The organism is Exiguobacterium aurantiacum (assembly GCF_024362205.1).
In the GTDB taxonomy this organism is placed as follows: domain Bacteria; phylum Bacillota; class Bacilli; order Exiguobacteriales; family Exiguobacteriaceae; genus Exiguobacterium; species Exiguobacterium aurantiacum_B.
In genome coordinates, this window is record NZ_CP101462.1 from 152501 (window position 1) to 177113 (window position 24613).

The 24613-nt window shown below is 52.7% G+C and carries 22 protein-coding genes, 8 tRNA genes and 2 rRNA genes (1 of these 32 only partly in view); 31 read left to right on the forward strand and 1 reads right to left on the reverse strand.

What is annotated here, in order from left to right; translation table 11 throughout:
- From NMQ00_RS00845 to NMQ00_RS00995, 31 genes are all read left to right on the forward strand, one after another.
- Positions 1 to 1010 (forward strand): 23S ribosomal RNA (locus NMQ00_RS00845); it begins 1904 nt to the left of the window's first position.
- 97 nt (positions 1011 to 1107) lie between these two features.
- A 5S ribosomal RNA gene (gene rrf / locus NMQ00_RS00850) occupies positions 1108 to 1223 on the forward strand.
- 8 nt (positions 1224 to 1231) lie between these two features.
- A tRNA-Asn gene (locus NMQ00_RS00855) sits at positions 1232 to 1306 on the forward strand.
- Between the two features lie 6 nt (positions 1307 to 1312).
- Positions 1313 to 1387: transfer RNA gene (locus NMQ00_RS00860), tRNA-Glu, on the forward strand.
- Positions 1388 to 1390: 3 nt separating this feature from the next.
- Positions 1391 to 1466, forward strand: a tRNA-Val gene (locus tag NMQ00_RS00865).
- 28 nt (positions 1467 to 1494) lie between these two features.
- A tRNA-Thr gene (locus NMQ00_RS00870) sits at positions 1495 to 1567 on the forward strand.
- A 6-nt stretch (positions 1568 to 1573) separates the two neighbouring features.
- Positions 1574 to 1657, forward strand: a tRNA-Tyr gene (locus NMQ00_RS00875).
- Positions 1658 to 1662: 5 nt separating this feature from the next.
- Positions 1663 to 1735: transfer RNA gene (locus tag NMQ00_RS00880), tRNA-Lys, on the forward strand.
- Between the two features lie 8 nt (positions 1736 to 1743).
- A tRNA-Gly gene (locus NMQ00_RS00885) sits at positions 1744 to 1818 on the forward strand.
- Positions 1819 to 1834: 16 nt separating this feature from the next.
- Positions 1835 to 1910, forward strand: a tRNA-Ala gene (locus tag NMQ00_RS00890).
- A 200-nt stretch (positions 1911 to 2110) separates the two neighbouring features.
- Positions 2111 to 3013 (forward strand): arginase, encoded by a 903-nt coding sequence (gene rocF / locus NMQ00_RS00895; RefSeq protein ID WP_255177515.1) that lies wholly within the window; start codon positions 2111 to 2113, stop codon positions 3011 to 3013.
- 139 nt (positions 3014 to 3152) lie between these two features.
- On the forward strand, positions 3153 to 3728 hold the full coding sequence (sigW, locus tag NMQ00_RS00900; protein WP_034779769.1) for an RNA polymerase sigma factor SigW: 576 nt from the start codon (positions 3153 to 3155) through the stop codon (positions 3726 to 3728).
- Positions 3725 to 4360, forward strand: a complete 636-nt coding sequence (locus NMQ00_RS00905) for an anti-sigma factor (protein WP_255177516.1) — start codon at positions 3725 to 3727, stop codon at positions 4358 to 4360. The genes sigW and NMQ00_RS00905 overlap by 4 nt, the downstream gene beginning before the upstream one ends.
- Before the next feature lie 135 nt (positions 4361 to 4495).
- Entirely contained in the window at positions 4496 to 5356 is an 861-nt protein-coding gene (gene cdaA / locus NMQ00_RS00910; RefSeq protein WP_138858570.1) for a diadenylate cyclase CdaA, read from the forward strand.
- Complete coding sequence (locus NMQ00_RS00915) at positions 5357 to 6637, forward strand: CdaR family protein (protein ID WP_255177517.1); 1281 nt, start codon at positions 5357 to 5359, stop codon at positions 6635 to 6637. It abuts the gene before it with no gap.
- 35 nt (positions 6638 to 6672) lie between these two features.
- The gene (glmM, locus tag NMQ00_RS00920) at positions 6673 to 8031 is read left to right on the forward strand and encodes a phosphoglucosamine mutase (RefSeq protein ID WP_255177518.1); all 1359 of its coding nucleotides are present in this window, start codon (positions 6673 to 6675) and stop codon (positions 8029 to 8031) included.
- Between the two features lie 358 nt (positions 8032 to 8389).
- Entirely contained in the window at positions 8390 to 10186 is a 1797-nt protein-coding gene (gene glmS / locus NMQ00_RS00925; RefSeq protein WP_255177519.1) for a glutamine--fructose-6-phosphate transaminase (isomerizing), read from the forward strand.
- 217 nt (positions 10187 to 10403) lie between these two features.
- Positions 10404 to 11639, forward strand: coding sequence for an MFS transporter (locus NMQ00_RS00930; protein ID WP_255177520.1), 1236 nt, complete (start codon positions 10404 to 10406; stop codon positions 11637 to 11639).
- 99 nt (positions 11640 to 11738) lie between these two features.
- Positions 11739 to 12299: a hypothetical protein gene (locus tag NMQ00_RS00935; protein WP_215189200.1), complete on the forward strand. Its 561-nt coding sequence runs from the start codon at positions 11739 to 11741 to the stop codon at positions 12297 to 12299.
- A 131-nt stretch (positions 12300 to 12430) separates the two neighbouring features.
- Complete coding sequence (locus tag NMQ00_RS00940; RefSeq protein WP_034779749.1) at positions 12431 to 12991, forward strand: YdhK family protein; 561 nt, start codon at positions 12431 to 12433, stop codon at positions 12989 to 12991.
- Positions 12992 to 13104: 113 nt separating this feature from the next.
- The gene (locus tag NMQ00_RS00945; RefSeq protein WP_255177521.1) at positions 13105 to 13584 is read left to right on the forward strand and encodes a DUF2975 domain-containing protein; all 480 of its coding nucleotides are present in this window, start codon (positions 13105 to 13107) and stop codon (positions 13582 to 13584) included.
- A 10-nt stretch (positions 13585 to 13594) separates the two neighbouring features.
- Positions 13595 to 13801, forward strand: coding sequence for a helix-turn-helix domain-containing protein (locus NMQ00_RS00950; RefSeq protein ID WP_255177522.1), 207 nt, complete (start codon positions 13595 to 13597; stop codon positions 13799 to 13801).
- Between the two features lie 96 nt (positions 13802 to 13897).
- On the forward strand, positions 13898 to 14584 hold the full coding sequence (locus tag NMQ00_RS00955; RefSeq protein WP_255177523.1) for a DUF975 family protein: 687 nt from the start codon (positions 13898 to 13900) through the stop codon (positions 14582 to 14584).
- Between the two features lie 68 nt (positions 14585 to 14652).
- Positions 14653 to 15585 (forward strand): NAD(P)/FAD-dependent oxidoreductase, encoded by a 933-nt coding sequence (locus NMQ00_RS00960; RefSeq protein ID WP_255177524.1) that lies wholly within the window; start codon positions 14653 to 14655, stop codon positions 15583 to 15585.
- Positions 15586 to 15657: 72 nt separating this feature from the next.
- On the forward strand, positions 15658 to 16131 hold the full coding sequence (locus tag NMQ00_RS00965; RefSeq protein WP_255177525.1) for a YfbM family protein: 474 nt from the start codon (positions 15658 to 15660) through the stop codon (positions 16129 to 16131).
- The gene (locus tag NMQ00_RS00970) at positions 16119 to 16622 is read left to right on the forward strand and encodes a GNAT family N-acetyltransferase (protein WP_214709100.1); all 504 of its coding nucleotides are present in this window, start codon (positions 16119 to 16121) and stop codon (positions 16620 to 16622) included. The genes NMQ00_RS00965 and NMQ00_RS00970 overlap by 13 nt, the downstream gene beginning before the upstream one ends.
- Positions 16623 to 16707: 85 nt before the next feature.
- The gene (locus tag NMQ00_RS00975) at positions 16708 to 17151 is read left to right on the forward strand and encodes a MarR family winged helix-turn-helix transcriptional regulator (protein ID WP_214825339.1); all 444 of its coding nucleotides are present in this window, start codon (positions 16708 to 16710) and stop codon (positions 17149 to 17151) included.
- A 3-nt stretch (positions 17152 to 17154) separates the two neighbouring features.
- Positions 17155 to 19815 (forward strand): MMPL family transporter, encoded by a 2661-nt coding sequence (locus NMQ00_RS00980; protein WP_255177526.1) that lies wholly within the window; start codon positions 17155 to 17157, stop codon positions 19813 to 19815.
- 195 nt (positions 19816 to 20010) lie between these two features.
- Positions 20011 to 21420, forward strand: coding sequence for a methyl-accepting chemotaxis protein (locus tag NMQ00_RS00985; RefSeq protein WP_255177527.1), 1410 nt, complete (start codon positions 20011 to 20013; stop codon positions 21418 to 21420).
- A 102-nt stretch (positions 21421 to 21522) separates the two neighbouring features.
- Positions 21523 to 21807: a putative quinol monooxygenase gene (locus NMQ00_RS00990; protein ID WP_034779732.1), complete on the forward strand. Its 285-nt coding sequence runs from the start codon at positions 21523 to 21525 to the stop codon at positions 21805 to 21807.
- Positions 21808 to 21821: 14 nt separating this feature from the next.
- Positions 21822 to 22706, forward strand: coding sequence for a VOC family protein (locus NMQ00_RS00995; protein ID WP_255177528.1), 885 nt, complete (start codon positions 21822 to 21824; stop codon positions 22704 to 22706).
- Between the two features lie 36 nt (positions 22707 to 22742).
- Here the strand turns inward: NMQ00_RS00995 and NMQ00_RS01000 are convergent, their stop codons facing one another.
- Entirely contained in the window at positions 22743 to 24554 is a 1812-nt protein-coding gene (locus NMQ00_RS01000) for an LTA synthase family protein (RefSeq protein ID WP_255177529.1), read from the reverse strand.
- Positions 24555 to 24613: the final 59 nt, after the last annotated feature.

The window sequence follows — 24613 nt, forward strand, 5'->3', positions numbered from 1 at the left end:
AGCCCCAGTAAACGGCGGCCGTAACTATAACGGTCCTAAGGTAGCGAAATTCCTTGTCGGGTAAGTTCCGACCCGCACGAAAGGCGTAACGATTTGGGCACTGTCTCAACGAGAGACCCGGTGAAATCATAGTACCTGTGAAGATGCAGGTTACCCGCGACAGGACGGAAAGACCCCATGGAGCTTTACTACAGCCTGATATTGAGGCTTTGTACGCGATGTACAGGATAGGTGGGAGTTTGTGAAGCCGGAGCGCCAGCTTCGGTGGAGACACCCTTGGGATACCACCCTTTGCGTATAGAGTCTCTAACTCGCAGCCGTGATCCGGCTGGAGGACCGTGTCAGGTGGGTAGTTTGACTGGGGCGGTCGCCTCCTAAACAGTAACGGAGGCGCCCAAAGGTTCCCTCAGAATGGTTGGAAATCATTCGAAGAGTGCAAAGGCAGAAGGGAGCTTGACTGCGAGACCTACAAGTCGAGCAGGGACGAAAGTCGGGCTTAGTGATCCGGTGGTTCCGCATGGAAGGGCCATCGCTCAACGGATAAAAGCTACCCTGGGGATAACAGGCTGATCTCCCCCAAGAGTCCACATCGACGGGGAGGTTTGGCACCTCGATGTCGGCTCATCGCATCCTGGGGCTGGAGTAGGTCCCAAGGGTTGGGCTGTTCGCCCATTAAAGCGGTACGCGAGCTGGGTTCAGAACGTCGTGAGACAGTTCGGTCCCTATCCGTCGTGGGCGCAGGAAATTTGAGGAGAGCTGTCCTTAGTACGAGAGGACCGGGATGGACGCACCGCTGGTGTACCAGTTGTTCCGCCAGGAGCATCGCTGGGTAGCTACGTGCGGACGGGATAAGTGCTGAAAGCATCTAAGCATGAAGCCCCCTCCGAGATGAGATTTCCCTTTGAGCAATCAAGAAAGACCCCTCAGAGACGATGAGGTAGATAGGTCATGGGTGGAAGCACGGCGACGTGTGGAGCTGAATGATACTAATCGGTCGAGGCTTTGATCTAGTCTAACGGTTTGTATGAATTGATGAGTCTTCAGTTTTCAGGGAACAACCCTTGAAACGTATTGACACGCCCCCAGGGCGGTGTTAATATTCTTTTGTCTGGTGGCGATAGCGAAGCGGCCACACCCGTTCCCATGCCGAACACGGAAGTTAAGCGCTTCAGCGCCGAAAGTAGTTGGGGGTCTCCCCCTGTGAGGATAGGACGCTGCCAGGCAAGATCGTTCCGCAATAGCTCAGTGGTAGAGCAACCGGCTGTTAACCGGTAGGTCGTAGGTTCAAATCCTACTTGCGGAGCCATATTAAGGCCCGTTGGTCAAGCGGTTAAGACACCGCCCTTTCACGGCGGTAACACGGGTTCGAATCCCGTACGGGTCACCATTTGGAGGATTAGCTCAGCTGGGAGAGCACCTGCCTTACAAGCAGGGGGTCGGCGGTTCGATCCCGTCATCCTCCACCATTTAATTTTAACCAATCAAACCATATATGCCGGTGTAGCTCAGTTGGTAGAGCATCTGACTTGTAATCAGAGGGTCGAGGGTTCGAATCCTTTCGCCGGCACTCCTTGGGGGGGTAGCGAAGTGGCTAAACGCGGCGGACTGTAAATCCGCTCCCTCGGGTTCGGCGGTTCGAATCCGCCCCCCCCCACCAGGTTTGAGCCATTAGCTCAGTTGGTAGAGCATCTGACTTTTAATCAGAGGGTCGCAGGTTCGAGCCCTGCATGGCTCATTTTTTATGCGGAAGTAGTTCAGTGGTAGAATACGACCTTGCCAAGGTCGGGGTCGCGGGTTCGAATCCCGTCTTCCGCTCCATATTATTCCCTTTAAAGGGGCCTTAGCTCAGCTGGGAGAGCGCCTGCCTTGCACGCAGGAGGTCAGCGGTTCGATCCCGCTAGGCTCCACCATTTGTTTTTTTCTTAAGTTACTTACGACTTAAGTTTTTTTTTGCCTAAATCCATGAACCATTCACTTGAGAGTACAGAGAAAGGCAGCCTGCCACCATTCAGGCTGCCTTTTTGTATGTTTATTCATCATTGTGTGAAGTTGAACCACATGTTTGGTAGCGTTTACAATGAAGGTATTAAACGTTCAAGGGGGAATGGGGATGAATTGGTCATATATTGAAGTACCGCTTCGCTATGGACAGGGGAAACATGGCGTAGAGCAAGGTCCATCAAAGCTACGAACACTTGGGTTGGAGACCTTATTGCCGGCAACAACGAAGCAACATACGATTCGGGTGTTACCTGAATCTGAGCTGATCAACAGTGAAGAGCACTTGAAACGAGTGGATGGGGTATTATACACGGTTCAAGAACTGGCAGAAGTCGTCGATGCGGAAGTACAGGCGAAACGATTCCCGTTAATCGTTGGGGGAGATCACAGTATGGCGATCGGGACGCTTGCGGGTCTTGCCAAAACAGGCCCGTACGGTGTGATTTGGGTCGATGCGCATGCTGATTTAAATACAGGTGAAACGTCTCCATCGGGTAATATTCACGGTATGCCGCTTGCTGCGGCGATGGGGATGGGAGATATCCGTTTGACGGAAGTCGGCGGACGTGAACCAAAACTCGCGCCTGAACACTTGGTCTATATGGCGCTTCGAGACATCGATGAAGGTGAGATTCGAGAGATCAATCGTCTAGGCATAAAAGTGATCACGGTCGAAGAAATTCGGACGCGAGGTGTCGACGTTATGATGGAAGAAGCACTCACTTATTTGCGCGCACGTGTCGATCGTTTCTATCTGAGTTTCGACATGGACAGCTTGGACGCGAAACTTGTGCCAGGTACGGGCACGCCGGTCGATCAAGGTCTGACGGCCGCGGAAGGAAAAGCGATCTTGGCCGAAGCGATGAAGGCAGACGATTTGATTGCAATTGAGCTGGTTGAATTGAATCCATCGCTTGACCATGATGATACGACGGCCCAGTTGGCGTTTGAACTGTGCGAGACGATTTTGAAATCCAAAGAAAACCTGTTATTGGAAAGTGAAACTGTCTGATGACCTTACAGTTTCCAAGTCCCTTTGCTACAATGGACTTGGAAACTTTTTTTGTTGTCGCGATATTTTTGAAACCTACATAGAAAACGATTCGTATAGAAAGATGACCGCATAGGTTGCGGAGAGGGGAAGTGGATTGATGGAACGGCTGACCACCCGTTTAGTAGACGAATTGAGGTCGGGGAATCATGATTCGTTTGCTGAGCTGGTAGAACTGTACAAGGATGGTGTCTTTGCTGTCGCTTATAAGATATTGTATGATCGTGGCGAAGCAGAAGATGCTGCCCAGGAGACGTTCATTCGGGCGTATACCCGAATTGATACGTACGATCCGCAGTACAAGTTCAAGACGTGGCTCTATCGCATTGCGACGAACGTCGCAATCGATCGTCTCAGAAAGCGAAAGCCGGAATATTCGATGGATGCCGAGATTGCGGGCACCGACGGCTTGACCTATCAGGACCATTTGGCTGATGAAGCACCCCAACCCGATGCCCAAGTCGTTCATCGCGAAATTCGAGGCGAGATGCATGAAGCGATCAAGCAGTTGCCCGATAAGTATCGGATCCCGCTCCTGCTGAAGTACGTGGATGATTTATCGCTTAAAGAAATCAGCGTCATGATCGATATGCCGGTCGCTACGGTTAAAACAAGGATCTTCCGGGGAAGAGAAATGTTAAAGACAATCTTTCAAAACAGGGAGGGGTTCAATTGACTCCTGAAGAAAAAGTACAACAATATTTGGAAGATGGCATCCTGCCCGAAGAATCTGACGAACTACGTCATTTGTTGGAGGACGACGACTTATATGAAACGTACCTTCAATACGAACGAATAGATGCCGAACTGAAGGCCTTACCACGGCCTAAACTATCCGATGATTTTACAGCCCGTGTCATGGCGTCCTTGCCGGAAGCGAAAGCACGGGTAGAGGTCACACCGGTGACTCGATTTGAAGAAAAAGTCCGGAAGAAACGGAAACCACAATCCAAAGGGATGACATGGTTCCGCAAGCATCCAGGACTGATGGCTGCCGCTCTCTTCTTTAGTTTGATGTCGAGCGCGACACTCGGGCTATGGAACGAGTCGACGGAGACGATGACGTACACGAAAGTGCCGGGCATCGTTGTCACGTCGAATGAGGTCGTCATCCCAGAAGGCGTTACCGTCGAGCGGGATATCACGGTCCAAGGCGGTGACCTTCGAATTGAAGGGACGGTCAACGGGAACGCGACGGCTGTAAATGGTCGGGCTTATCTGGCTAGCGCTGGAGAAGTCACAGGAGAAATCGAGCAAATCGATCGGATGTTTGAGTGGATGTGGTATTCGTTCAAACAAATCTTCTAACGGAGACGCCGGAGACGGCGTCTTTTTGTGTTCGTTTCAATCTGGTTTCGTTTTATCGTCTGGCGATGCGCGGTTTCGGAAATGTGATATAATGTAATTTGCACGAATTGGCTAGGTAGTTGAGGAGGGGAGCATTTGCCGCTACTTGAACAGGTATCATTCTTATCATTTTTTAGTCTTTCAGAGAACGTACATTGGTACGATTATTTGAATGACGTTTTAGATATTGTCGTCGTCACGTATGTCATCTATAAATTGATGATGATTGTACGTGGGACAAAAGCGGTCCAGTTGATTAAAGGGATTTCCATCATCCTTGTCAGCTGGTTCCTCAGTGGGTTCTTTGGATTGAAGACGTTACAGTTCTTATTGAATCAAATCATCACATACGGACTGCTCGGAATCATTATCATCTTCCAACCAGAACTTCGACGAGGACTCGAGCATTTAGGACGAACGAGCAATTTGTTTGGCCGGACGAGCACGAGCGATGAAGATAAGCAACGTCAAATGATTGAAGCGATCGTCAGTTCGGCGCAATATATGTCAAAACGTCGCATCGGCGCGTTGATTGCGATTGAACGTGATACGGGCTTGAATGAGTACGTCGAGACCGGGATTCGCATGGATTCGCATATCACATCACAACTAATCATCAACCTGTTCATTCCGAACACCCCGTTGCACGATGGGGCGATGATTATCCAAGACGGGAAAATTGCGGCTGCGGCTTGTTATTTGCCGTTGTCCGAGAGCCCGCACATCGATAAAGCGTTAGGGACACGACACAGGGCCGCCATCGGGGTCAGTGAAGTGACCGACAGCGTGACCCTCACCGTCTCTGAAGAAACAGGTGCCGTGTCGCTCGCGATTGCCGGTCGTCTGTATCGAGAGTTGGATGAGGAGGCACTTCGCAATAAATTGATCCAAGAACTCGTTATTGAAGAAAAAGAGACGACGCTCTCGTTCTTTAATAAAAAAGGGGGGGACAAGTAAGTGATTGATCAGTGGTTACAACATAAATGGTTTCTCCGCATCATCGCACTTGCTTTAGCCATCCTGCTTTATTTCATGGTCGCCGAGACGAGTTCGTCGACCAACTCCACGAATGCCCTCCCGATCGTCGGACAAAGTTCGATGTCGCTCGACGTCCCGGTCGAAGTGTTCTTCGACGAGGTGCAGTATGTGGCTTATAACGTTCCGGAAGAAATGAACGTTGAACTGCAAGGACCATCTAGCAGTTTAACGATGACGAAACTGGTGAAAGATTATCAAGTCTTCGTCGATTTAACGAATCTCGGGACTGGATTTCATCGTGTTCCGGTCGAGGCACGCGGCTTTGGCGGAGACGTCAACGTCAAGCTCGAACGGGATACGGTAGAAATCTATATCGACCGCAAACAGACAATCGAAGTCCCGGTATCCGTCAACCTCTTAAACAAAGATCAGTTGCCGGAAGGGAAAGTGGTCGGTGACGCCGAAATCGAACCGGCGACAGTAAAAGTCTCGGGTGGTGCGAGTCGGATTCAAAGCGTCAAAGAGATCACGTTGAACGTCGATGTCGCCAATCAAAGTCAAACGTTCACACGAGAACTGACGCCGACGATTTTAGATGCGAACGGCAACCCGCTCAACGTGACGGTCGAACCGAATATCATCAGCGTGACGGTCCCGGTCTACGAACAGAGCGCCGTCTTCCCGATTGAAGCAGTCACGGCCGGAGCGGTGGCCGACGATTACAGGCTTGTCGATACATTGCTTGAAGAGACGGAAGTTCGTGTCTTTGCGCCACAAGACGTGCTTGACGCGATTGACACCGTGGAAACGGAGCCAATCGATTTGGACGGCATCGACAAGACCGGAAAAGTGACCGCTACGCTCGCCGTGCCGGAAGGCGCCTCATCGCTTGAGACGAAGCAAGTAGAAGTCCAATTGCTCGTCCGGGCTGCAGATGAGACACGGGACGACACGGGCGAATTGACGGAACGGGTCCGCTTGACAGTCCCTGTGACCGTGCGAGGGTATGACCGGACCAATTTTACGCTCAAAGCTCCTGAAGTGATTGGAGTGACGTTGTCCGGGAAGCGATCCCTGTTAGAAAGCATCACTTCGAACAGTGTGAGTGTGACCTTGGATTTGACAGGTCTCCCGAGCGGACTACATGGGGTCGATGTCGATTATGAAGTACCAAAAGGTGTGACCATCGTCTCGCCGAAAACAATCGACATCGAGTTGACGAGTGTTGATGAAGAAACCGAAACGTCCTCGATTCAATGAGGCTTTCAATCATACAAAAGTGAGGAATTGAATTCATGGGTAAATATTTTGGAACTGATGGAGTCCGCGGTGTCGCGAACTCAGAATTGACAGCAGAATTAGCATATCGTTTAGGTCGTGCGGGCGGATACGTATTATCGAAGCACTTGCCAGCCGGCGAACAGCCGAAAGTCTTGATTGGCCGTGACACGCGGATTTCAGGCCACATGCTTGAAGGCGCGCTTATCGCGGGTCTCTTGTCGATCGGGGCCGAAGTGATGCGTCTTGGCGTCATCTCGACGCCAGGTGTCGCCTATTTGACGAAATCGCTTGATGCGACAGCCGGTGTCATGATTTCAGCGTCGCACAATCCGGTAGCGGATAACGGCATCAAATTCTTCGGTAGCGACGGTTTCAAGCTTGACGACGCGACAGAAGCGGAAATCGAAGCGATTTTGGATGCGGCAGAAGACACGTTGCCACGCCCAGTCGGAAAAGACCTCGGCTTCGTCTCGGATTACTATGAAGGTGCTCAAAAATACCTTCAACTATTAAAACAGACGGTCGACGAAGATTTCGACGGTCTCCATATCGCCCTCGACTGCGCTCACGGTGCAACGAGCGGATTGGCAGCCCGTCTGTTTGCTGACCTCGAGGCGAACGTCTCGACCATCGGGAACTCGCCGAACGGGTTGAACATTAACGAAGGTGTCGGTTCGACTCACCCTGAGCACTTGGCACAGTTCGTTCGTGAAAAAGGAGCGGACATGGGTCTCGCTTTTGACGGCGACGGCGACCGCTTGATTGCGATTGATGAGAACGGCGATATCGTCGACGGCGATAAAATCATGTACATCTGCGGGAAGTACTTGAGCGAGAAAGGCCGACTCAAAGACAATACGATTGTCGCGACGGTCATGAGTAACCTTGGTTTCCATAAAGCCGTTGAAGATGCAGGCATGACGGCGCTCCAGACGGCGGTCGGTGACCGTTATGTCGTCGAAGAGATGAAGAAGCACAACTATACGCTCGGTGGCGAGCAGTCAGGTCACTTGATCTTCCTCGATCACTCGACGACGGGAGACGGCATGCTCTCTGGTGTCCAACTCGCGCAAATCGTGAAGACGACAGGCCGCAAGCTGTCAGAACTCGCGGCTGAGATGCCGGTCTACCCACAAAAACTCGTCAACATTCGTGTCACGGACAAGAATGAGGCGATGAACGGCGACCGTGTGCTCGCGACGATTCAAGAAGCCGAAGCAGAAATGAACGGCAACGGTCGCATCCTCGTTCGAGCCTCTGGTACGGAGCCGCTCGTACGCGTCATGGCGGAAGCGCCGACTTCGGAAGAATGTGATCGTTATGTCGAACGAATCGCACAAGTTGTCCGCGAAGATTACGGCTTAGAAGGATAATTCTGTCGAAATAGGGAATAAAACAAGGGAATCCGTCCTCGGGTTCCCTTTTTGTTTCCGTTTTGTCACTGTGAAATTATGTGATTTTCTTGACGAATGGAGGTGTGATTTGTACTATTAAGAGCGTGACCTTAGAAACGGAAGGACACCCAGTACGAAACAAGCGCCAGAACTCTTCGGAGTTGACGAGGTTGGAGGTTATCGAGTTTTCGGCGGATGCCTCCTAGTCGCCTGTCACGACTACAAGCAAACCCTCAAAACGCCCGGGCGACCGGACGGCCAAAGGGGAGCGCGTTGACAGCTCTTAGAAAAAGCCCGTTTCCTTTTTCGAGAAATCGAATATAGAGGAGATTTTTGTATGTGTGGAATTGTAGGAATGATTGGGAATACCGGAGCGAAGGAAATCCTTCTCAAAGGTCTTGAAAAACTCGAGTACCGCGGTTACGACTCGGCAGGTCTTGCTTTGATGCATGATAACGTGAACGTGCATAAAGAAGTCGGCCGGATTGCTGCGCTACGCGAAGTCGTCCCAGCAGAAGTAGATGGCACGATTGGAATCGGCCACACACGATGGGCAACACATGGGGTGCCGAGCGTGCCGAACGCCCACCCGCACCAGAGCACGACGGGCCGCTTCACGCTCGTCCACAACGGTGTCATCGAGAACGACGAACAGATCAAGGCGACACTCGACGTGCCGTTCCTCTCGGAGACGGACACGGAAGTCATCGTCCAGCTCATGGAGAAGAACTTCGTCGAACTCGGCGACGTCGAGGCAGCGTTCCGCAAGACGTTGGCTGAGCTCCACGGCTCGTACGCGATCGCGATGATCGACTCGGAGGACAAAGGACGCCTCTATATCGGCAAGAACAAGTCACCACTCCTCGTCGGACTCGGGGACGGCACGTTCAACGTCGTGGCGTCTGACGCGATGGCGATGCTCCAGGTGACGGACCAGTACCTCGAGCTCCACGACGGCGAGATCGTCATCTTGACGCGCGAATCAGCGACGATCAAGACACTCGACGGTGACGTCCTCGAGCGTGCCCCGTACACGGCCGAGATCGATGCGTCAGACATCGAGAAGGGCACGTACGCGCACTACATGTTGAAAGAGATGGACGAGCAGCCGGCCGTCATCCGCAACATCATCCAGCACTACCAGAACGAGAACGGTGACATCGAGCTCACGGAAGGCGTGCGCTCGCTCGTCTCGGAAGCCGACCGCATCTATATCGTCGCTTGCGGTACGAGCTACCATGCCGGTCTCGTCGGCAAGCAATTGATTGAGCGCGTCGCGGGTGTGCCGACAGAAGTGCACGTCGCTTCAGAATTCGGTTACAACATGCCGCTCCTCACGGAGAAGCCGTTGTTCCTCTTCATCTCACAATCAGGTGAGACAGCGGACAGCCGGGCCGTCCTCGTCGAAGTGAAGAAGCGCGGTTACAAGGCGCTCACACTCACGAACGTTGCCGGTTCGACGCTCTCACGTGAAGCGAACGAAACGATGCTCCTCCACGCCGGTCCGGAGATCGCGGTCGCATCGACGAAAGCATACACGGCCCAAATCGCCGTGCTCGCCATCCTCGCCTACGACATCGCTCGTGCGAACGGCAAAAAGCTTCCGTTTGACCTCATGACAGAGCTCGCGCGTGTCGCAACGATCATGGACTCGGTCATGGCTCAAAAAGAAATCTTTGAGCAATTGGCAGACAAGTTCTTGAAAGAGTCACGCAACGCGTTCTTCCTCGGTCGCGGCATGGACTCATACGTCGGTCTCGAAGGTGCCCTCAAGCTCAAAGAGATCTCGTATATCCAAGCAGAAGGCTACCCAGGTGGTGAGCTCAAGCACGGACCGATCGCCTTGATCGAAGACGGCACACCGGTCATCACGCTCGTCTCGCAACCGAACACGCACCTCAACATCCGTGGAAACATCAAGGAAGTTGTCGCCCGTGGCGCCGTTGCTTGCACGATCTCGATGGAAGGCATGGAACACGAGAGTGATTCATTCGTCTTGCCGCGTGTCGAGCCACTGCTCACGCCGCTCGTGACGGTATTACCGCTTCAACTCATCTCTTATTACGCGGCACTTGCGCGTGATTGCGATGTCGACAAGCCACGTAACTTGGCGAAATCAGTCACAGTCGAATAAACGGTAGGCCAAGATCTTTCGGGATCTTGGCTTTTTTTGTTGTGATTTACGTCATGCGAACCGGCTTGTATACTGAAGGTATAACGACTAAGGAGAGAACGCCATGCGAATCCAACTAGTTAACACATTCATCCTGCCGGAGGACGTGCGTTCATAAGTTGGCCACCTCCTCCGATGATTCACTGTATCGGAACAAACTATCGGAGGAACCATACAATTGAAGATTCAACAGCTTTACTATGCGGTCACGAGTTCGCGCTCGCTCATCATACAGATGGTGTTCACGTTGAACGCCATCTATTATGTGACGACCGCCGAGTTGAATGCGTTACAACTCGTCTTGATTGGAACGATTTTAGAAGTATCGATTTTACTATTCGAGCTGGCCACCGGTCTCGTCGCCGATTTATATGGGCGGAAGCGGTCAATGGTCATCGGCATCGGTTTGATTGGATTGGCCCATTTGCTAGAAGGGGGCATCCCTGAATTTTGGGCCATCGCGGTCGCGTCAGCGCTATGGGGTATCGGCTGGACGTTCATCAGCGGGGCCGAACAGGCATGGATTGCCGATGAGATGGGGAATGACGGGTTAGAACAAGTGTTTTTGCGAGGCGCTCAATATAGTTCGCTCGGCCGCTTCGTCGGAATTGGGCTTGCCGTGCTCCTCGCCGAAGTCACGTCCGTCCAAACGACAATCGTGCTCGCCGGTGGGATGTTGGTCATGCTCGCGATCATCGCATGGCGCGTCTTGCCAGAGACGCGGTTCGAACCGATCACGCGGGCCGATACCTCGAACCTCGTGCAAGCAAAACGGACGGTTCGGGACGGATACACCCATATCCGTGGCAATTCGATTCTCGTCGGCTTGGCTGCCATCACGCTCGTCTGGGGTCTCGCTAGTGAAGGATTCGACCGGTTATGGGGTGCGCATTTGATTGAGACGTTCCAGTTGTCGGAACAGGCGGCCGTGTATTGGTTCGGCTTGTTCTATGCCGTCGCGTTTCTATTCAACATGCTGGTGTTGAAAGGTGTCGAGCTATACGTCAAAGGACGCTATGCGACGACCTTGTTTTGGTTCAACGTGTTGCTCATCGTTGCGATGCTTGCTTTCGCTTTGGTCGGACAGTTTTGGGTGGCCGTGTTGCTGTATTGGACGATTGCGGCACTGCGCAACGTGCACTACCCGCTTATGAGCGTCATGACGAACGAGCGGCTCCCGTCGAAAGGCCGGGCCGACGATTTTGTCGATGTTCGGTCAGGTCGACGCGTTCGGTCAAGTCGCCGGGGGACCGTTGATTGGACTGCTCGCCCTGTACACGTCGATTCAAGGAGGGCTCGGGGCAGCGGCGCTCTTGCTCCTCCCGATGTTGGTTTTCTTGAGAAAAATCAAGCACCATTGAGGCAAAGACCGTCCCGTGATTCGTTCGGGGGCGGTCTTTGTGTGACGATGTGAGGAATTCTACAGTCAAGTGCCATATTAAATGATAGAACTCGTTTGATTATTAGAAAAGTGGTCAATAGGATAGTAGAGCATATAAAGGGGATGAACATCATGAATATTGTTCATGGAGGTCACCGGACGCATTGGGCAATCGGGTTGTTGATCGGTTTAGGGTCGTTCCTGCTCAGCAGTTTCCTCTTCAGTCTCTTTATTGAAACCGGTGTGCTCGTCACGTTCCTCACCGGTGTCGTCGGCAGCGTCCTGTTGTTCTTATTGCTCGGTCACCGTGAACACTTGATTCGAAATGTCGGATTGAGCACGATTGGCATGGTCGCCGCCATCTTGCTCGGGTTTGCGGTCGGCGAAACGTTCACGGCCATCTTCCCATCACTCGGTGACACGTACGGAAACACGGCATTCTTGATTATGGTGACGACGGCCTTCGGTACGATGCTCGGTGTCATCGTGTACGGGAAGAAAGCACTTAGCTTCTTCCTATTGGCCAGCTTCGTCACGGCACTCGTGTTGACCGTTTTGATTGAAGTCACGAACGTGATGCAAGGCCAATTTTGGCAAGGGGTCGATTTGAATTACGTGCTCATCGTGACGACAATCGGAGCGGTGGCCGGTTTCGCGCTCGGACTATTCGAGGATGTGAAGCATGCGCATTAATTAAAAGATCGCCGCGAGGCGGTCTTTTAATGTGTCAAAGCGATAACAAATCATCGTATCGGTCTCAAAAACGTCTCATCACCTTAGCAGCAGGGTAACGTATACACATAAAGACGTAAGGGAGAGATTCGATGAGACAGAAAAAATGGATGACGGGTTTGAGCGCGATGTTGCTCGCGACGACTTTGGCAGCTTGTGGGGATGCCGAGGAAGAACAGACGAGCGATTCGACAGAAGAACATTCGGACCATTCGATGATGGACCATTCGGGATCAGGAGAGGTGCCGAGCGGGTTAAGTGAAGCGACAGATCCGACGTTCCCGGTCGGGTCGACCGCGATGATGACGGCCGACCACATGCCGGGCATGGATGGCACCGAAGCGACAATCGTCGGTGCATATGACACGACCGTCTATTCGGTTTCTTATACCCCGACGGATGGAGGTGACCCGGTCGAAGATCACAAGTGGGTCATCCATGAAGAACTCGACAATCCAGGTGAGGCACCGTTAGAAGAAGGGACCGAAGCCACTCTGGCCACGGACCACATGGACGGGATGGACGGCGCCGAGGCGACGATTGATTCGGCCGAACAGACGACGGTGTATATGGTCGACTTCACCACAAACGACGGGGAAGACGTCACGAACCATAAATGGGTCACAGAAGATGAACTCGAAGCCATGAACTAAGGATGAACCTCAGAGTAATCTGAGGTTTTTATTCATTTACGATGATTATTTATTGATAAACGATAAAAGTGAGGTTATGATGAAGCTATCAAACGAAGTGAGGTGGCTTCATCATGAAACGAGAGACGGTTTTTTTACGGTTGGCCGTATTCGTTCTGGCTGTCCCGATTGTGGCGGCCTGCTTATTTTTGCTTCCGTACATTTGGCGCGAGGCGGTCGAGAGCGGGAGTTGGATTGAGGACTCGATTCGCCCGATTGTGATTGGCATGTACGTATCGGCCATTCCGTTCTTCATTGCGCTGTTCCAAGCGTTCATGTTGCTACGGTTGATTGACCGCGATGAAGGGTTCTCGTATCGGGCTGTCCAATCACTCCGCATGATCAAGTATTGTGCGTTGGCGATCACGGCCGTTTATATCGGGACGCTCCCGTTCTTCTACTGGTTCGCCGAGCGAGATGATGCGCCTGGATTCCTTCTCATCGGGCTCGTCTTTGTGTTTGCCGCGTTCGTCGTCGCCGTATTCGCGGAACTGTTACAGAAACTATTGAAGCGTGCCATCGACATGAAGCAAGAAAATGATTTGACGGTCTGAGGTGAGATAGATGGCGATTATCGTAAATCTTGACGTAATGTTGGCGAAACGAAAGATGAGTGTGACCGAGCTGTCTGAAAAAGTCGGTATCACAATGGCAAACTTGTCGATCTTAAAGACGGGCAAAGCGAAAGCGATTCGTTTCTCGACGCTCGAAGCAATCTGTCAGGCGCTCGCCTGTCAGCCGGGCGACATTTTAGAATATCGGGAAGAGTGATGGACAGGGCGATCGCCCTGTTTTTTTGTGGAGTTTGAAACATTTTCCATCACGTTGCATATAAGACAGGAAAGAAGAACGAAAAGGGGAAACAAGATGATTCAGACATGGAATGAACGGGCGCACAAAGCGTTAAAAGGAAAGGCAAGGCTATTACTCATCTGGTCGTTCGCCTGCTCTGTGATGTTAGAATTGGGATTGATGGCAGACCCGACTTATTACGGTTTGACGGTGGAGTCATTGCCGCTGACCGTGCTCAGTTTAGGTGGCATCTTAGTTTATATCGCCCTTTATCCGGTTAACGTCGGATACAACTGGCTCATCTTAAAGACGGTACGAGATCAGCCGATTCGCTGGAGTGATGTGTTCGACCCGTTTCGTCACCGCTATGGAAAACATTTGCTCGCAACAATTCTCGTCATATTGTTCCAAGTACTATGGACATTGTTGCTAGTCGTACCAGGAATCATAAAGTATTTCTCGTATGCGTTCACATACTTTATCTTACGCGACGAACCAGAACTGTCTGCTACAGAGGCAATCACAAAATCGAGAACGATGATGCGCGGACGAAAGTGGGATGCGTTCAAACTCATTTTGCCATTCGTTCCGATGTATCTAGTCGGTTTGACTTTTTATATACAACTCGACTTGGTCATCCTCGGGTCATGGATTTTCCTTGTCGCACTAGCACTCATCCGCCCGTTCATCGTCAGCCGTTTCGCCGTCATGTATGAAGACGCGCGTATCGAGTATGACGAGCAGTGGGATCGCTCGGCGTGAAGCGCATCGGTTCCGGCGTATGAGTCCTCGGCCATGATACAATCTTCCTGACAGAAGGGGGAATGGACATGAACATCGGTATTATTGGTGCCGGACTGAGCGGGATTGTCGCAGCACGCGACCTTGTGCGTCACGGCCATACAGTTGAATTGATTGAGAAGAGTCGGAGCGTTGGGGGACGCTTGGCGACGAGGCGGATCGGAGACGGCAAAGCCGATCACGGAGCTGTCTATTTCACCGTACGAGGGGAAGAACTCAAACAAGATGTCGCCGACTGGCAGACGAGAGGGTGGGTGAACGTCTGGTACGCTGACCCGTATCCGCGCTACGTCGCCGTCGATGGGATGAACGCCTTGGCCAAACGGTTGGCCGACGGGTTGACCGTCCATTTGAACGAGCGGGTCGAGACGGTCACGACCCGAGATGGTCAGGTCAGTGTCAAGACGGATGTGACGACGCGACAGTATGACTGTCTCCTCATCACGTCGCCGCTCCCGCAGACGCTCGACTTGCTCGCAGATTTTCCAGTCGATGCGGCGTTACGTGAATTGACGTACGCCCCGACGTTTGTCGGTTTGTTCGAATTGGCAAGCGATACTCCCATCGGTCCGGACGGGATTCTCGATACAGACTTGGCGCCGAGTATCTTGAAAGTCATCAACAACCGCCAAAAAGGCATCTCGGCGACCGAACTCGTCAGTGTCTATATGGACGAGTCGTGGAGCGAGGAGTGGTATGAACGAGCGGACGAAGACACGCTTCGTGAGATTGAGCGCCTGTTGCAAACGGTGACAGGGTCGGCGGTGGTTCAATCGAGGCAGTTGAAACGGTGGCGCTATGCGCAGGCGACCGACGTCTGGAACGAGCCTTACCATCGATTGCGGGACGAGCCGATTTTCTTGGCCGGTGACGTCTTCCTCGAGCCGGATGACGCTTCAGGCCGGACTCGGTTCGAGAGCGCGTACGTCTCAGGACTCCGTGTCGCGGAAGCGATGCGCTAAACCTTCTTCGGAAGGTTTTTTTCATGACCGTGCCGAATAGTCAGACATATGAATTGGAGAGGGGAATCAGACATGGGGATGGTTGGCGCATACATGCGGGTATCGGTCGAAGAGTTGACAGCACTGCTTCAAGAGCCGAAGCGTTTCGAGCAACTGTTAGAAGATGAGGAACGACAGACCGATATCGATAAGGCGTGGCACGGTCTTTACTTTTTATTGACCGGGGCGACCGATTTGAACGAGATCGACCGTCATTCGCTCGGGAAGGCAGTCTTCGGAGGGGATGTCATCGACGAAGAGACGGGCATCGCCTATTTGATGCCGGGAGAAGTCGAGGACTTGTCGACCCGACTTCAATACATCGAGCTGGAGGCGCTAGAAGCGCGCTACGACGTCGCGACGATGAACGAGCAGGAACTGTACCCATTTGAACGGGAGTGGGGACTCGAGGAAAAACAGTACTTATTGGACCAGTTCGATGAGTTGAAACGTGTCTTCGCCCAGGCGTCGAGACAGCGGGAGGCGCTCGTCACATGGATCGGGTAAGCGTAAAGGCGTTACGTCTTCAAGATGAGGCGTTGCTGTATGTGTTCGAGTGCGAGAATCGCACGTATTTCGAGCGTTCCATTCCGAGCCGAGGCGATACCTACTATGAGCCGGAATCATTCCATCAGGCGTTGCAGCAACTATTGAGCGAGCAGACGAACGGGGACGGGTACTATTACTTGATTTGGCGCGACGACACAATCGTCGGGCGTCTGAACGTTCATCATACCGATGCCGACACTGGCGAGGTCGGTTACCGGGTCGGAGCGGAGCATGGGGGACGCGGATATGCCACGACGGCCCTGCGACAATTGTTGACGTTCGAGTTGCCTGGATTCAATCGATTGAGAGCCGAGACGACGAGCGACAATGTGGCGTCCCAACACGTATTAAGGGGTGCCGGTTTTATCCGTGACGGCGAGGTACGACAGATGGAATGGGGAGGACAAACGCTGACGTTTTATACGTATGTATATCCACTCGACCGATGAAGGAGCGGCTTCATCGGTCATTTTAGTTGACCGCTCTTAGTTTAGGGCATAAACTATCTTTATCTAGTTTAGGGGGTAAACCAAAATGAAAGAATTGATGCGGGAGGCCGTCCAGTTGTTCGAAGAGGTCATGTTCCAAGGTGCGGAGCATGTCATCGAGGCGATGGACGGTGACGTCTGGCATGACTATTCGCGGGAACAACTGCAGCTGCTCAAGCTGCTCGAACAGTTCGGTCCGATTCAAGCCGGCCAGTTGGCCCAAAAACAAGGAGTTCATAAGAGCGCCGTCTCCAACCGGTTAAAAAAGCTCGTCGACAAAGAGCTCGTCGTCAGTCGACGCGGGCATGACCAGCGCGAGCGGTTGATTGAGTTGACTGAATCAGGTCGTCGGGTCGTCGAAGAAGCGGATGCGGCCGTCTACCGTTACGTCGAATCGTTGCTCGACGGAAACATCGAAGAGACAGAAATCGAACAGTTCGTCCGGACGTTCCGGAAAATTAAACAGCTGCTTCGAATTGGGGAGGAATAACACGTGCATAAAATCATCCAATGGCGCTGGGGCATCTTGATCGGTCTCATCGTCTTGACGGTTGCCTTGTTTGTGATGGCGCCGAACTTGACGAAGCAGGCCGAACAAGCCGGCAGCTTCCAATTATCAGAGGACATGGACTCGCAGCGGGCGCAGGACATCTTGAACGCCGCCGGGAAGAGCGATAAGACGATCTCGCTCGTCTATGAGTTCGAAACGCTCGGTGATGCCGAACGGGCCGATATTTCCCGGGTCATCGACGAGATGAAACAAAACGACACGGTCGTCAAAGACGTACTCGACCCGTTTGAAAGTGAAGAGACGGAAGCACAGCTCGTCTCGGAGGACGGCCGCATTGTGCTCGTCCCAATCACGGTCGAAGGGTCGATGGAAGACATCAACACCTTCGCGGACGACGTGCGGGCGAACATCCTCCCGGAAGACGAGACCGTCTACATCACAGGTGAAGAAATCATCAACAACGATGTGAACTTGAGTGCGCAGGAAGGCTTGAAGAAGACGGAAATCATCACGGTCGTGCTCATTTTCGGACTGCTCCTGCTCGTGTTCCGCTCAATCGTGACGCCGTTCATCCCGCTCATCGCGGTCGGATTCACGTATTTATTGAGCCAATCGTTCGTCGCATTCTTCGTCGATTGGTTTGGCTTCCCGGTCTCGAACTACACGCAGATTTTCCTCGTGGCCATCTTGTTCGGGATTGGAACTGACTATTGTATTTTGCTGCTCAGCCGGTATAAAGAAGAGCTCGGCGCGGGCCACGCGATTGAAGATGCCATCGTCAACACGTACAAGACAGCAGGGCGGACAGTCCTCATCAGCGGTCTTGCCGTGTTCGTCGGATTTGCGGCCATCGGTTTCGCCGATTTCCCAATCTTCAAATCAGCTGTCGCCGTCGCGGTCGGGATTGCCGTGCTCTTGCTCATTCTCTTCACGGTCGTGCCGTTCTTTATGGCGACGCTCAAGCATCGTTTGTTCTGGCCATCGAAGAAGGCGGGCGAACATCACGACAGCCGTCTCTGGGAAGGATTCAGCCGTCTGTCGGTCAATCGACCGTTCGTTTCGATTCTCGTCGTCGCGTTGATCACGGTACCGGTGTTGTTCACGTATGACGATGCCCGGTCGTTCAATACGGTCGATGAGATCGGTGACGATTATGATTCCGTACGCGGCCTCAACTTGATTTCAGAAGGATTCGGACAAGGGGAGTCGCTCCCGGTCCAAGTCATTTTGAAACAAGATGGCACGCTGTCCGAAACGGACATTCCGTACATCGAGAAATTCTCGAGTGAACTTGAAAACGTCGACGGGGTGAGCGGCGTCCGTTCCGTGACGCGTCCGACCGGTGACGTCATCGATGACTTTTACGTCGACACCCAGCTTGAACAAGTGAGCGCAGGACTGACGGAAGCCGAGACTGGTCTCGGTGACGTCCAGGACGGACTCGCGCAAGTCGAATCTGGGCTTAACGCCGTCGTTGGCCAATTGCCGGCCGGTTCAACGAATGCCGGCGCCCCGCTCGCGGAAGCGGCAGCGGGACTTGGTCAATTGAACGCTCAGCTTGGTCTGATTGGCCAAGGACTCACGGCGACGCAAAATATTCCTGCGACCGTAACGCAGCTCGGGCAAGTGTCGGCCGGTCTCGGTCAAATCGAGGCAGGCATTAACGAGGCAGCTACGGCATTGACGGCACAAGGCGCCCAAGCCGGAGAACTCGGAACGGGTCTCGGACAACTCGCCGCAGGAGTCGGTGAAGCGAACGCAGGGCTCGCTCAAATCGAGACTGGCATCAATGAAGCGGCAGCATTCCTATCAGACCTGAGTAGCTCGGACAGCCTGCGCGATACGGGCGTCTATCTACCGGAAGGGACGCTCACGTCAGAGGAGTTCGCTCCAGCTGTCGAGCGCTACGTGTTTGACGACGGGACGGCGACACAGCTCGAGGTCATCCTCGAGATGGACCCATATTCGCCGGAAGCGATTGACACGGTCGAGACCGTGAAAGCGACGATGGACCGGGTCGTCACCGATACGCCGTTCGCGGAGGCGACAATCGGATATACCGGTATCTCGAGCATTAACAGCGACTTGAATGAGACGTCGACGAACGACTTCAATCGGACGGTCGCCATCATGCTCGTGACGTTGTTCCTCGTCTTGACGGTGTTATTCCGCTCGATGGTCATGCCGCTCTATATGATCGGCTCGCTCTTACTGACGTATTACACGTCGGCGGCCATCACGGAGCTCATCTTCGTCGAAGGACTCGGTTATGACGGCATCAGTTGGGCTGTTCCGTTCTTCGGGTTCGTCATGTTGATCGCCCTCGGCATCGACTATTCGATTTTCCTGCTCGATCGGTTCCGCGAGGAGTCGATCAACGGGATGACGGTTCGCGATGCGCTCGTCCATTCGATGACGAAGATGGGGACGGTCATCATGACCGCGGCCGTCATCCTCGCCGGAACGTTCGGGGCGATGATTCCGTCTGGCGTGCTCAGTCTCGTCCAGATTGCGACAATTGTTATCACCGGACTGTTGTTATACGGATTGATTGTGTTGCCACTGCTCATCCCAGCGATCACCGTATCGTTCGGGGACGGGGTATGGTGGCCATTTAAACAAAAAAGTAAAGATAGAGACTAAATTTTGCGATGGACAGCACAACAATTGTTGTGCTGTTTTTATTTGTTGAGTCAATGTCAGCGAAATGGAGAAAGACGGACTTGAGATTAATAAAAATACGCCGAAATATAATATAGATCTTTATTCTATTGAAAGTAGGCAACAATTATGGTGAATCATTTTGAAAAAATGAGTTCGTTGTTTGTATCGCGCATGGTGATTATTTTATTTTTCCTCTCTTATCCGATCATGGGTGTTTTGTATTGGATGGGGGAGCTCGCGGGGCAAGGCGCAGTCAATTTTATTCTGATAGGTGGTGTCATTCAAGCCGCATCGTGGCTGGGCCATCGCTTCTATGTGGAACATACTTGGTTGAAGTATGGGCTCGTCACGTTGATGTACATTGCAGCTTCAGCAATTATCTTGACGCTGCCAGGTACTGCGATTCAAAATATCGTCTTTCTGTATATCGTATTGATGTTGATGTACTTGAATCGGCATCTTGTGCTGTACGGCAGCATTCTCGCGCTTATCGTATCGGTCGGAGCTGTATTGATTGGGCGCTTTTCATTTGAAACGCCGCTCGATCTCGTCATTTGGTTCACTGTGCTCACAATGGCTTTGTCTGGCGCATACTTTGTGTCATTCTTTGGTGCGAAGTTGTTACATGAGACGTTCACGCAACAAGAAAAGTCAGAACAACACGCTAGCGAAATCGAGCTAACGATGGCGAAGACGACAGCGAGTGCGACCACACTTCATGGGGCCGTCTTCACGATGAATGATTCAGTCGACTCTGTCACAAATGCTTCGGAGCAAGTGACAGAACAAATCGGTTTGATGACGAAACGGACGTCGGAACAAGCAGGTCTGATTCAAAACGTCGCTTCGCAAATTCGTTCAACTGTACAGGCGTTTGAGCGGATGCAACAACAGCTCCAGGAGACGACGTCTCAAGTGAGTGGGGTCTTGCAGGACGCTCATGTATCGCATGAAAATATGGACTCGACAGAACGGTCGCTCGCTGAACTGAACTTAAGTATCAGTGAAGTCAATCATGCGTTTAAAGGATTGGCGGAGCGTTTCCAAGAAGTGCGGACCATCACGGGTACGATCCAGCAGATTTCGTCTCAGACGAACCTGCTGTCGCTCAACGCTTCAATTGAAGCAGCGCGAGCGGGGGAACACGGAAAAGGATTTGCAGTCGTCGCGTCCGAAATTCGGAATCTATCGGCTCAAACGGCCCAAGCCTCATCTCAAATCAATGATATTATCCAACTCGTCATGCAGGAGGTGCAAGTGACGGAACGTGCAATCGATGGTAGTACAGAACGTTTATCGACGCAGGAAGAACAAGTACGTAAGAGCGGAACATCGATTCTCTCCATGATCCAAACGACAGGAACGGTCGCAAGCACCGTGGATGAGACGTCGACACAGCTCCAAGTCGTCGCATCAGAACTGAACAAAGTTCACCAAGTGACTTCCCAAATGTCGGCACTAATGACAGCGCTCGAAGTGAACAGTCAAGACGTTCATGTGCTGACGATGTCACAGCAAGAAGCGTTAGCTTCGTTGAAAGATCAAATTGAAGAACTGAACGAGATTGCGAACGAACTCGTCTAAACGATGGACACGCCTTTACAAATAGGCGTGTCCATTTGCGTATACATCTCTTCCAAAACGGGAACAGTTTTGCGTCAGTCCTAAAATGAGGAGGAATCGCATATGGCAATTACAATCACCGCTATCTTGAAGGCACATCCGGGGAAAGAGGACGAGTTACGGCAAGCGCTCGATGAGGTCATCCCCTCGTCGAGACAAGAAGAGGGATGTTTGACGTATGTGCTCCATGAGTCGATCGACGCCCCAGGTACGTTTGTGTTTTATGAGCAATATGAAGACGAGACGGCGCTCGACCATCACATCAACTCACCACATTATCAAGCATACCGAAAGGCAGCCGAGACGCTGCTCGCCGTCCGTGATGTGTATCGTCTGCGTGAAGTCTGAAAGGAGTCAATCCGATGATTACCCAATCGATTATCCCGTGCATTTGGTTTGAAGGTGACGTCGAGGCGATTGCGGAGTGGTACGTGTCGAAGTTTCCGGATTCATTCGTCGACTATACGACGAAACTGACGGATACACCTTCCGGGGAGACGACGGTTGTGACCGTCTCGCTGGCAGGACAGTTCTTTCAACTGCTCGGGGCGGGTCCGTTGAAGGAACGCAACCCGTCCATCTCGTATATGGTTGCGTTCCCGACGTCGGAAGAAGTAGAGACGCTATGGAACGAGCTTGTGGAGGGGGCAGAGGTGCTCATGCCGCTCGATACGTATGACTTCAGCGAGCGCTACGGCTGGTTAAAAGACAAACACGGTGTCTCTTGGCAAATCATGCATAGCGGCGGGATGGACATCCAGACGGTGACCCCATGCTTTTTGTTCGTCGGGGACGTCTTCGGGCGCGCTGAGGCGGCCATGAACGACTGGATTTCCATCTTCCCGGATTCGTACGTGTTGGAAGACCATCTGATCCGTTACGAGGCGACAGACGGACCGGAGTTGGAAGGGAAGCTCAATTACGCCCGCTTCGTCTTGTCCGGACGCGAGTTCGTCACCATGGACAGCGCGGAAAATCATCAATTCGCCTTCAACGAGATGCAGTCGCTGATCGCGTTTTGTGAGACACAAGCCGAGATTGATGACTACTGGGCCAAACTGTCGGCCGTCTCGGAAGCGGAACAGTGCGGCTGGCTCCAAGATCGTTATGGCGTCTCCTGGCAAATCGTGCCGTGGGAGATGGAAGAGATGCTGACGACCGGAACAAAGGAACAATTGGCACGAGTGACCGAGGCGTTCTTGCCGATGAAGAAAATCGACGTCAAGGCGTTACGAAACGTCTACTGACAAAACAAGCCGTCCCGATTAGTTCGGGGCGGCTTGTTAGTCGTGTTGTGTGAAGTCGGACAGGGCGTCTTTCTCAATCATTGTATCGGATAAGCGAAGCTGTTCGGCGGCCTCGTCAATATACGGCTCACATGCTTGAAGCGGCAAGTCATCACCGGTCTCGACCGAATAACACATGCCGCTGCCAACCGGCTCCGTCAAATCCGGGACGAAATAGAGGTCGTCGTAGCGGAAGGAGCCGTTCCGGAACACGGTCAAATTCGGCTCATCGTCGAGGAGCGAGCGTCCGAGCATATACGTCGGTGTCATCCCGAGCAAATCGAGGATGGTCGGGGCCAGGTCGACTTGCCCGCCGCTCGCCTGCACCGTCTGACCTCGTTCGAGCCCGGCCGGTTTGATGAATAACGGGACGGAGCGGTCAAGCTGAAACAACTCGACCGTGGAGTCGGCATCTGCTTTTACGGCCATCTCGTCACCGGCAGCGGTCAATCCGCTGTCGTGGTCACCATAAAAGACGACGAGGGTGTTGTCCCACTTCTCGTCTGCTTTCAATTGTTCGACCATAAGACCGACGGCGGCATCGCTGTAGTGGACTGTGTGGTAATAGTCCTCGAGGAGCGAGTCGTCGTACCCCGACAAATCCAATCGTTTCTCCTCGTCCGGAATCTCATATGGCGTATGGCTCGTCAACGCGACCATGAAGGAATAAAACGGCTCGTCCAACGTGTCCAAATGGTCGACTGACGTCGTCAGGAACTCCTTGTCACCGACCGCCATCCCGATGACAGGCTTCGTCGGATAATCGTCTTGATGGAAGAAATGGTTGTAGCCGATTTGCTCATAAAAGTTGGCGCGGTTCCAAAACTCCTTGTCGAATGCATGCATCGCGGCCGTGTCATAACCAGCGCGCCGTAATTGCTCCGGCAAGGCGTCGAACGTGTTCGTGGCGTATTGCGTATACACCGACCCCGATTGGACGGGATAGAGCGAGGCGTTGACGGTAAATTCCGCATCGGACGTCCGGCCCTCGTGCGTCTGATGATAAAAATTCGGGAAGTACAGCATCTCGTCGCGAAGCGCATTCAAATTCGGGGTCAGTTCTTGACCGTTGACGGTCTGGCCGATCACGGACGTTTGGAACGACTCGAGCTGAACGACGATGACGTTCGTGTCGGCTGTAGCCTCGACCGGTTCGGTCGCCAACGCTTCGATTTGGCCGCGCTCCCGTTCCGTCAGGTCGTCACCGAGGTTCAACGCGTCGCGAAGGCCACGGAACGTATCGAGCCCGTGATAGCCCCAAAATCCGAACTGATAATACTCACGCATATTCGAAATCGGGGTCTTGCGATGGTCTGCCTCGGCGTAATGAACGGCGGTTGGAACGGTAAAGACGATGAGGCCGATCAGAAAGCCGGAAGCTGCCAAACGGCGACCGAGGCGTTTCGATTCCGTGATGGGGTGTCGCTTCATATAGACGAGGATAGCCGCGTAGACGAGCAAATCCGTGAACAAGATGAAGTCGGGTGCTTGAATCAATGTCAAAAATCCGCCCCTGACGTCTCCCATCTGGCCGATATCAGACAGTAGGGCGACCGACAGCAAGTTGCCGAAATAGCGGTAATACCAGACGTCCGAGATGAGTAGCGTGCTGTGCAGAAACAGCGACGCGAACAAAATCCAGCGACGTGTCTGCGGTTTTACGAGTAGCGCCCAACTCGTCATCATCAAGATGGTCGCGAGGTTGATGAATAGAAAAGGTAGGTCGAACGCGCTCGCGGTCAACAGGCTGAAGAGGAACAGCTTGGCGAGGGAGAGCGATAAATAACTCCAATAATCGAGATATTTCATGAATGGCCTCCAAACGGTACGGACAAAGTGTGTTCTCTGTCATGTACCTGTTCGAAGGC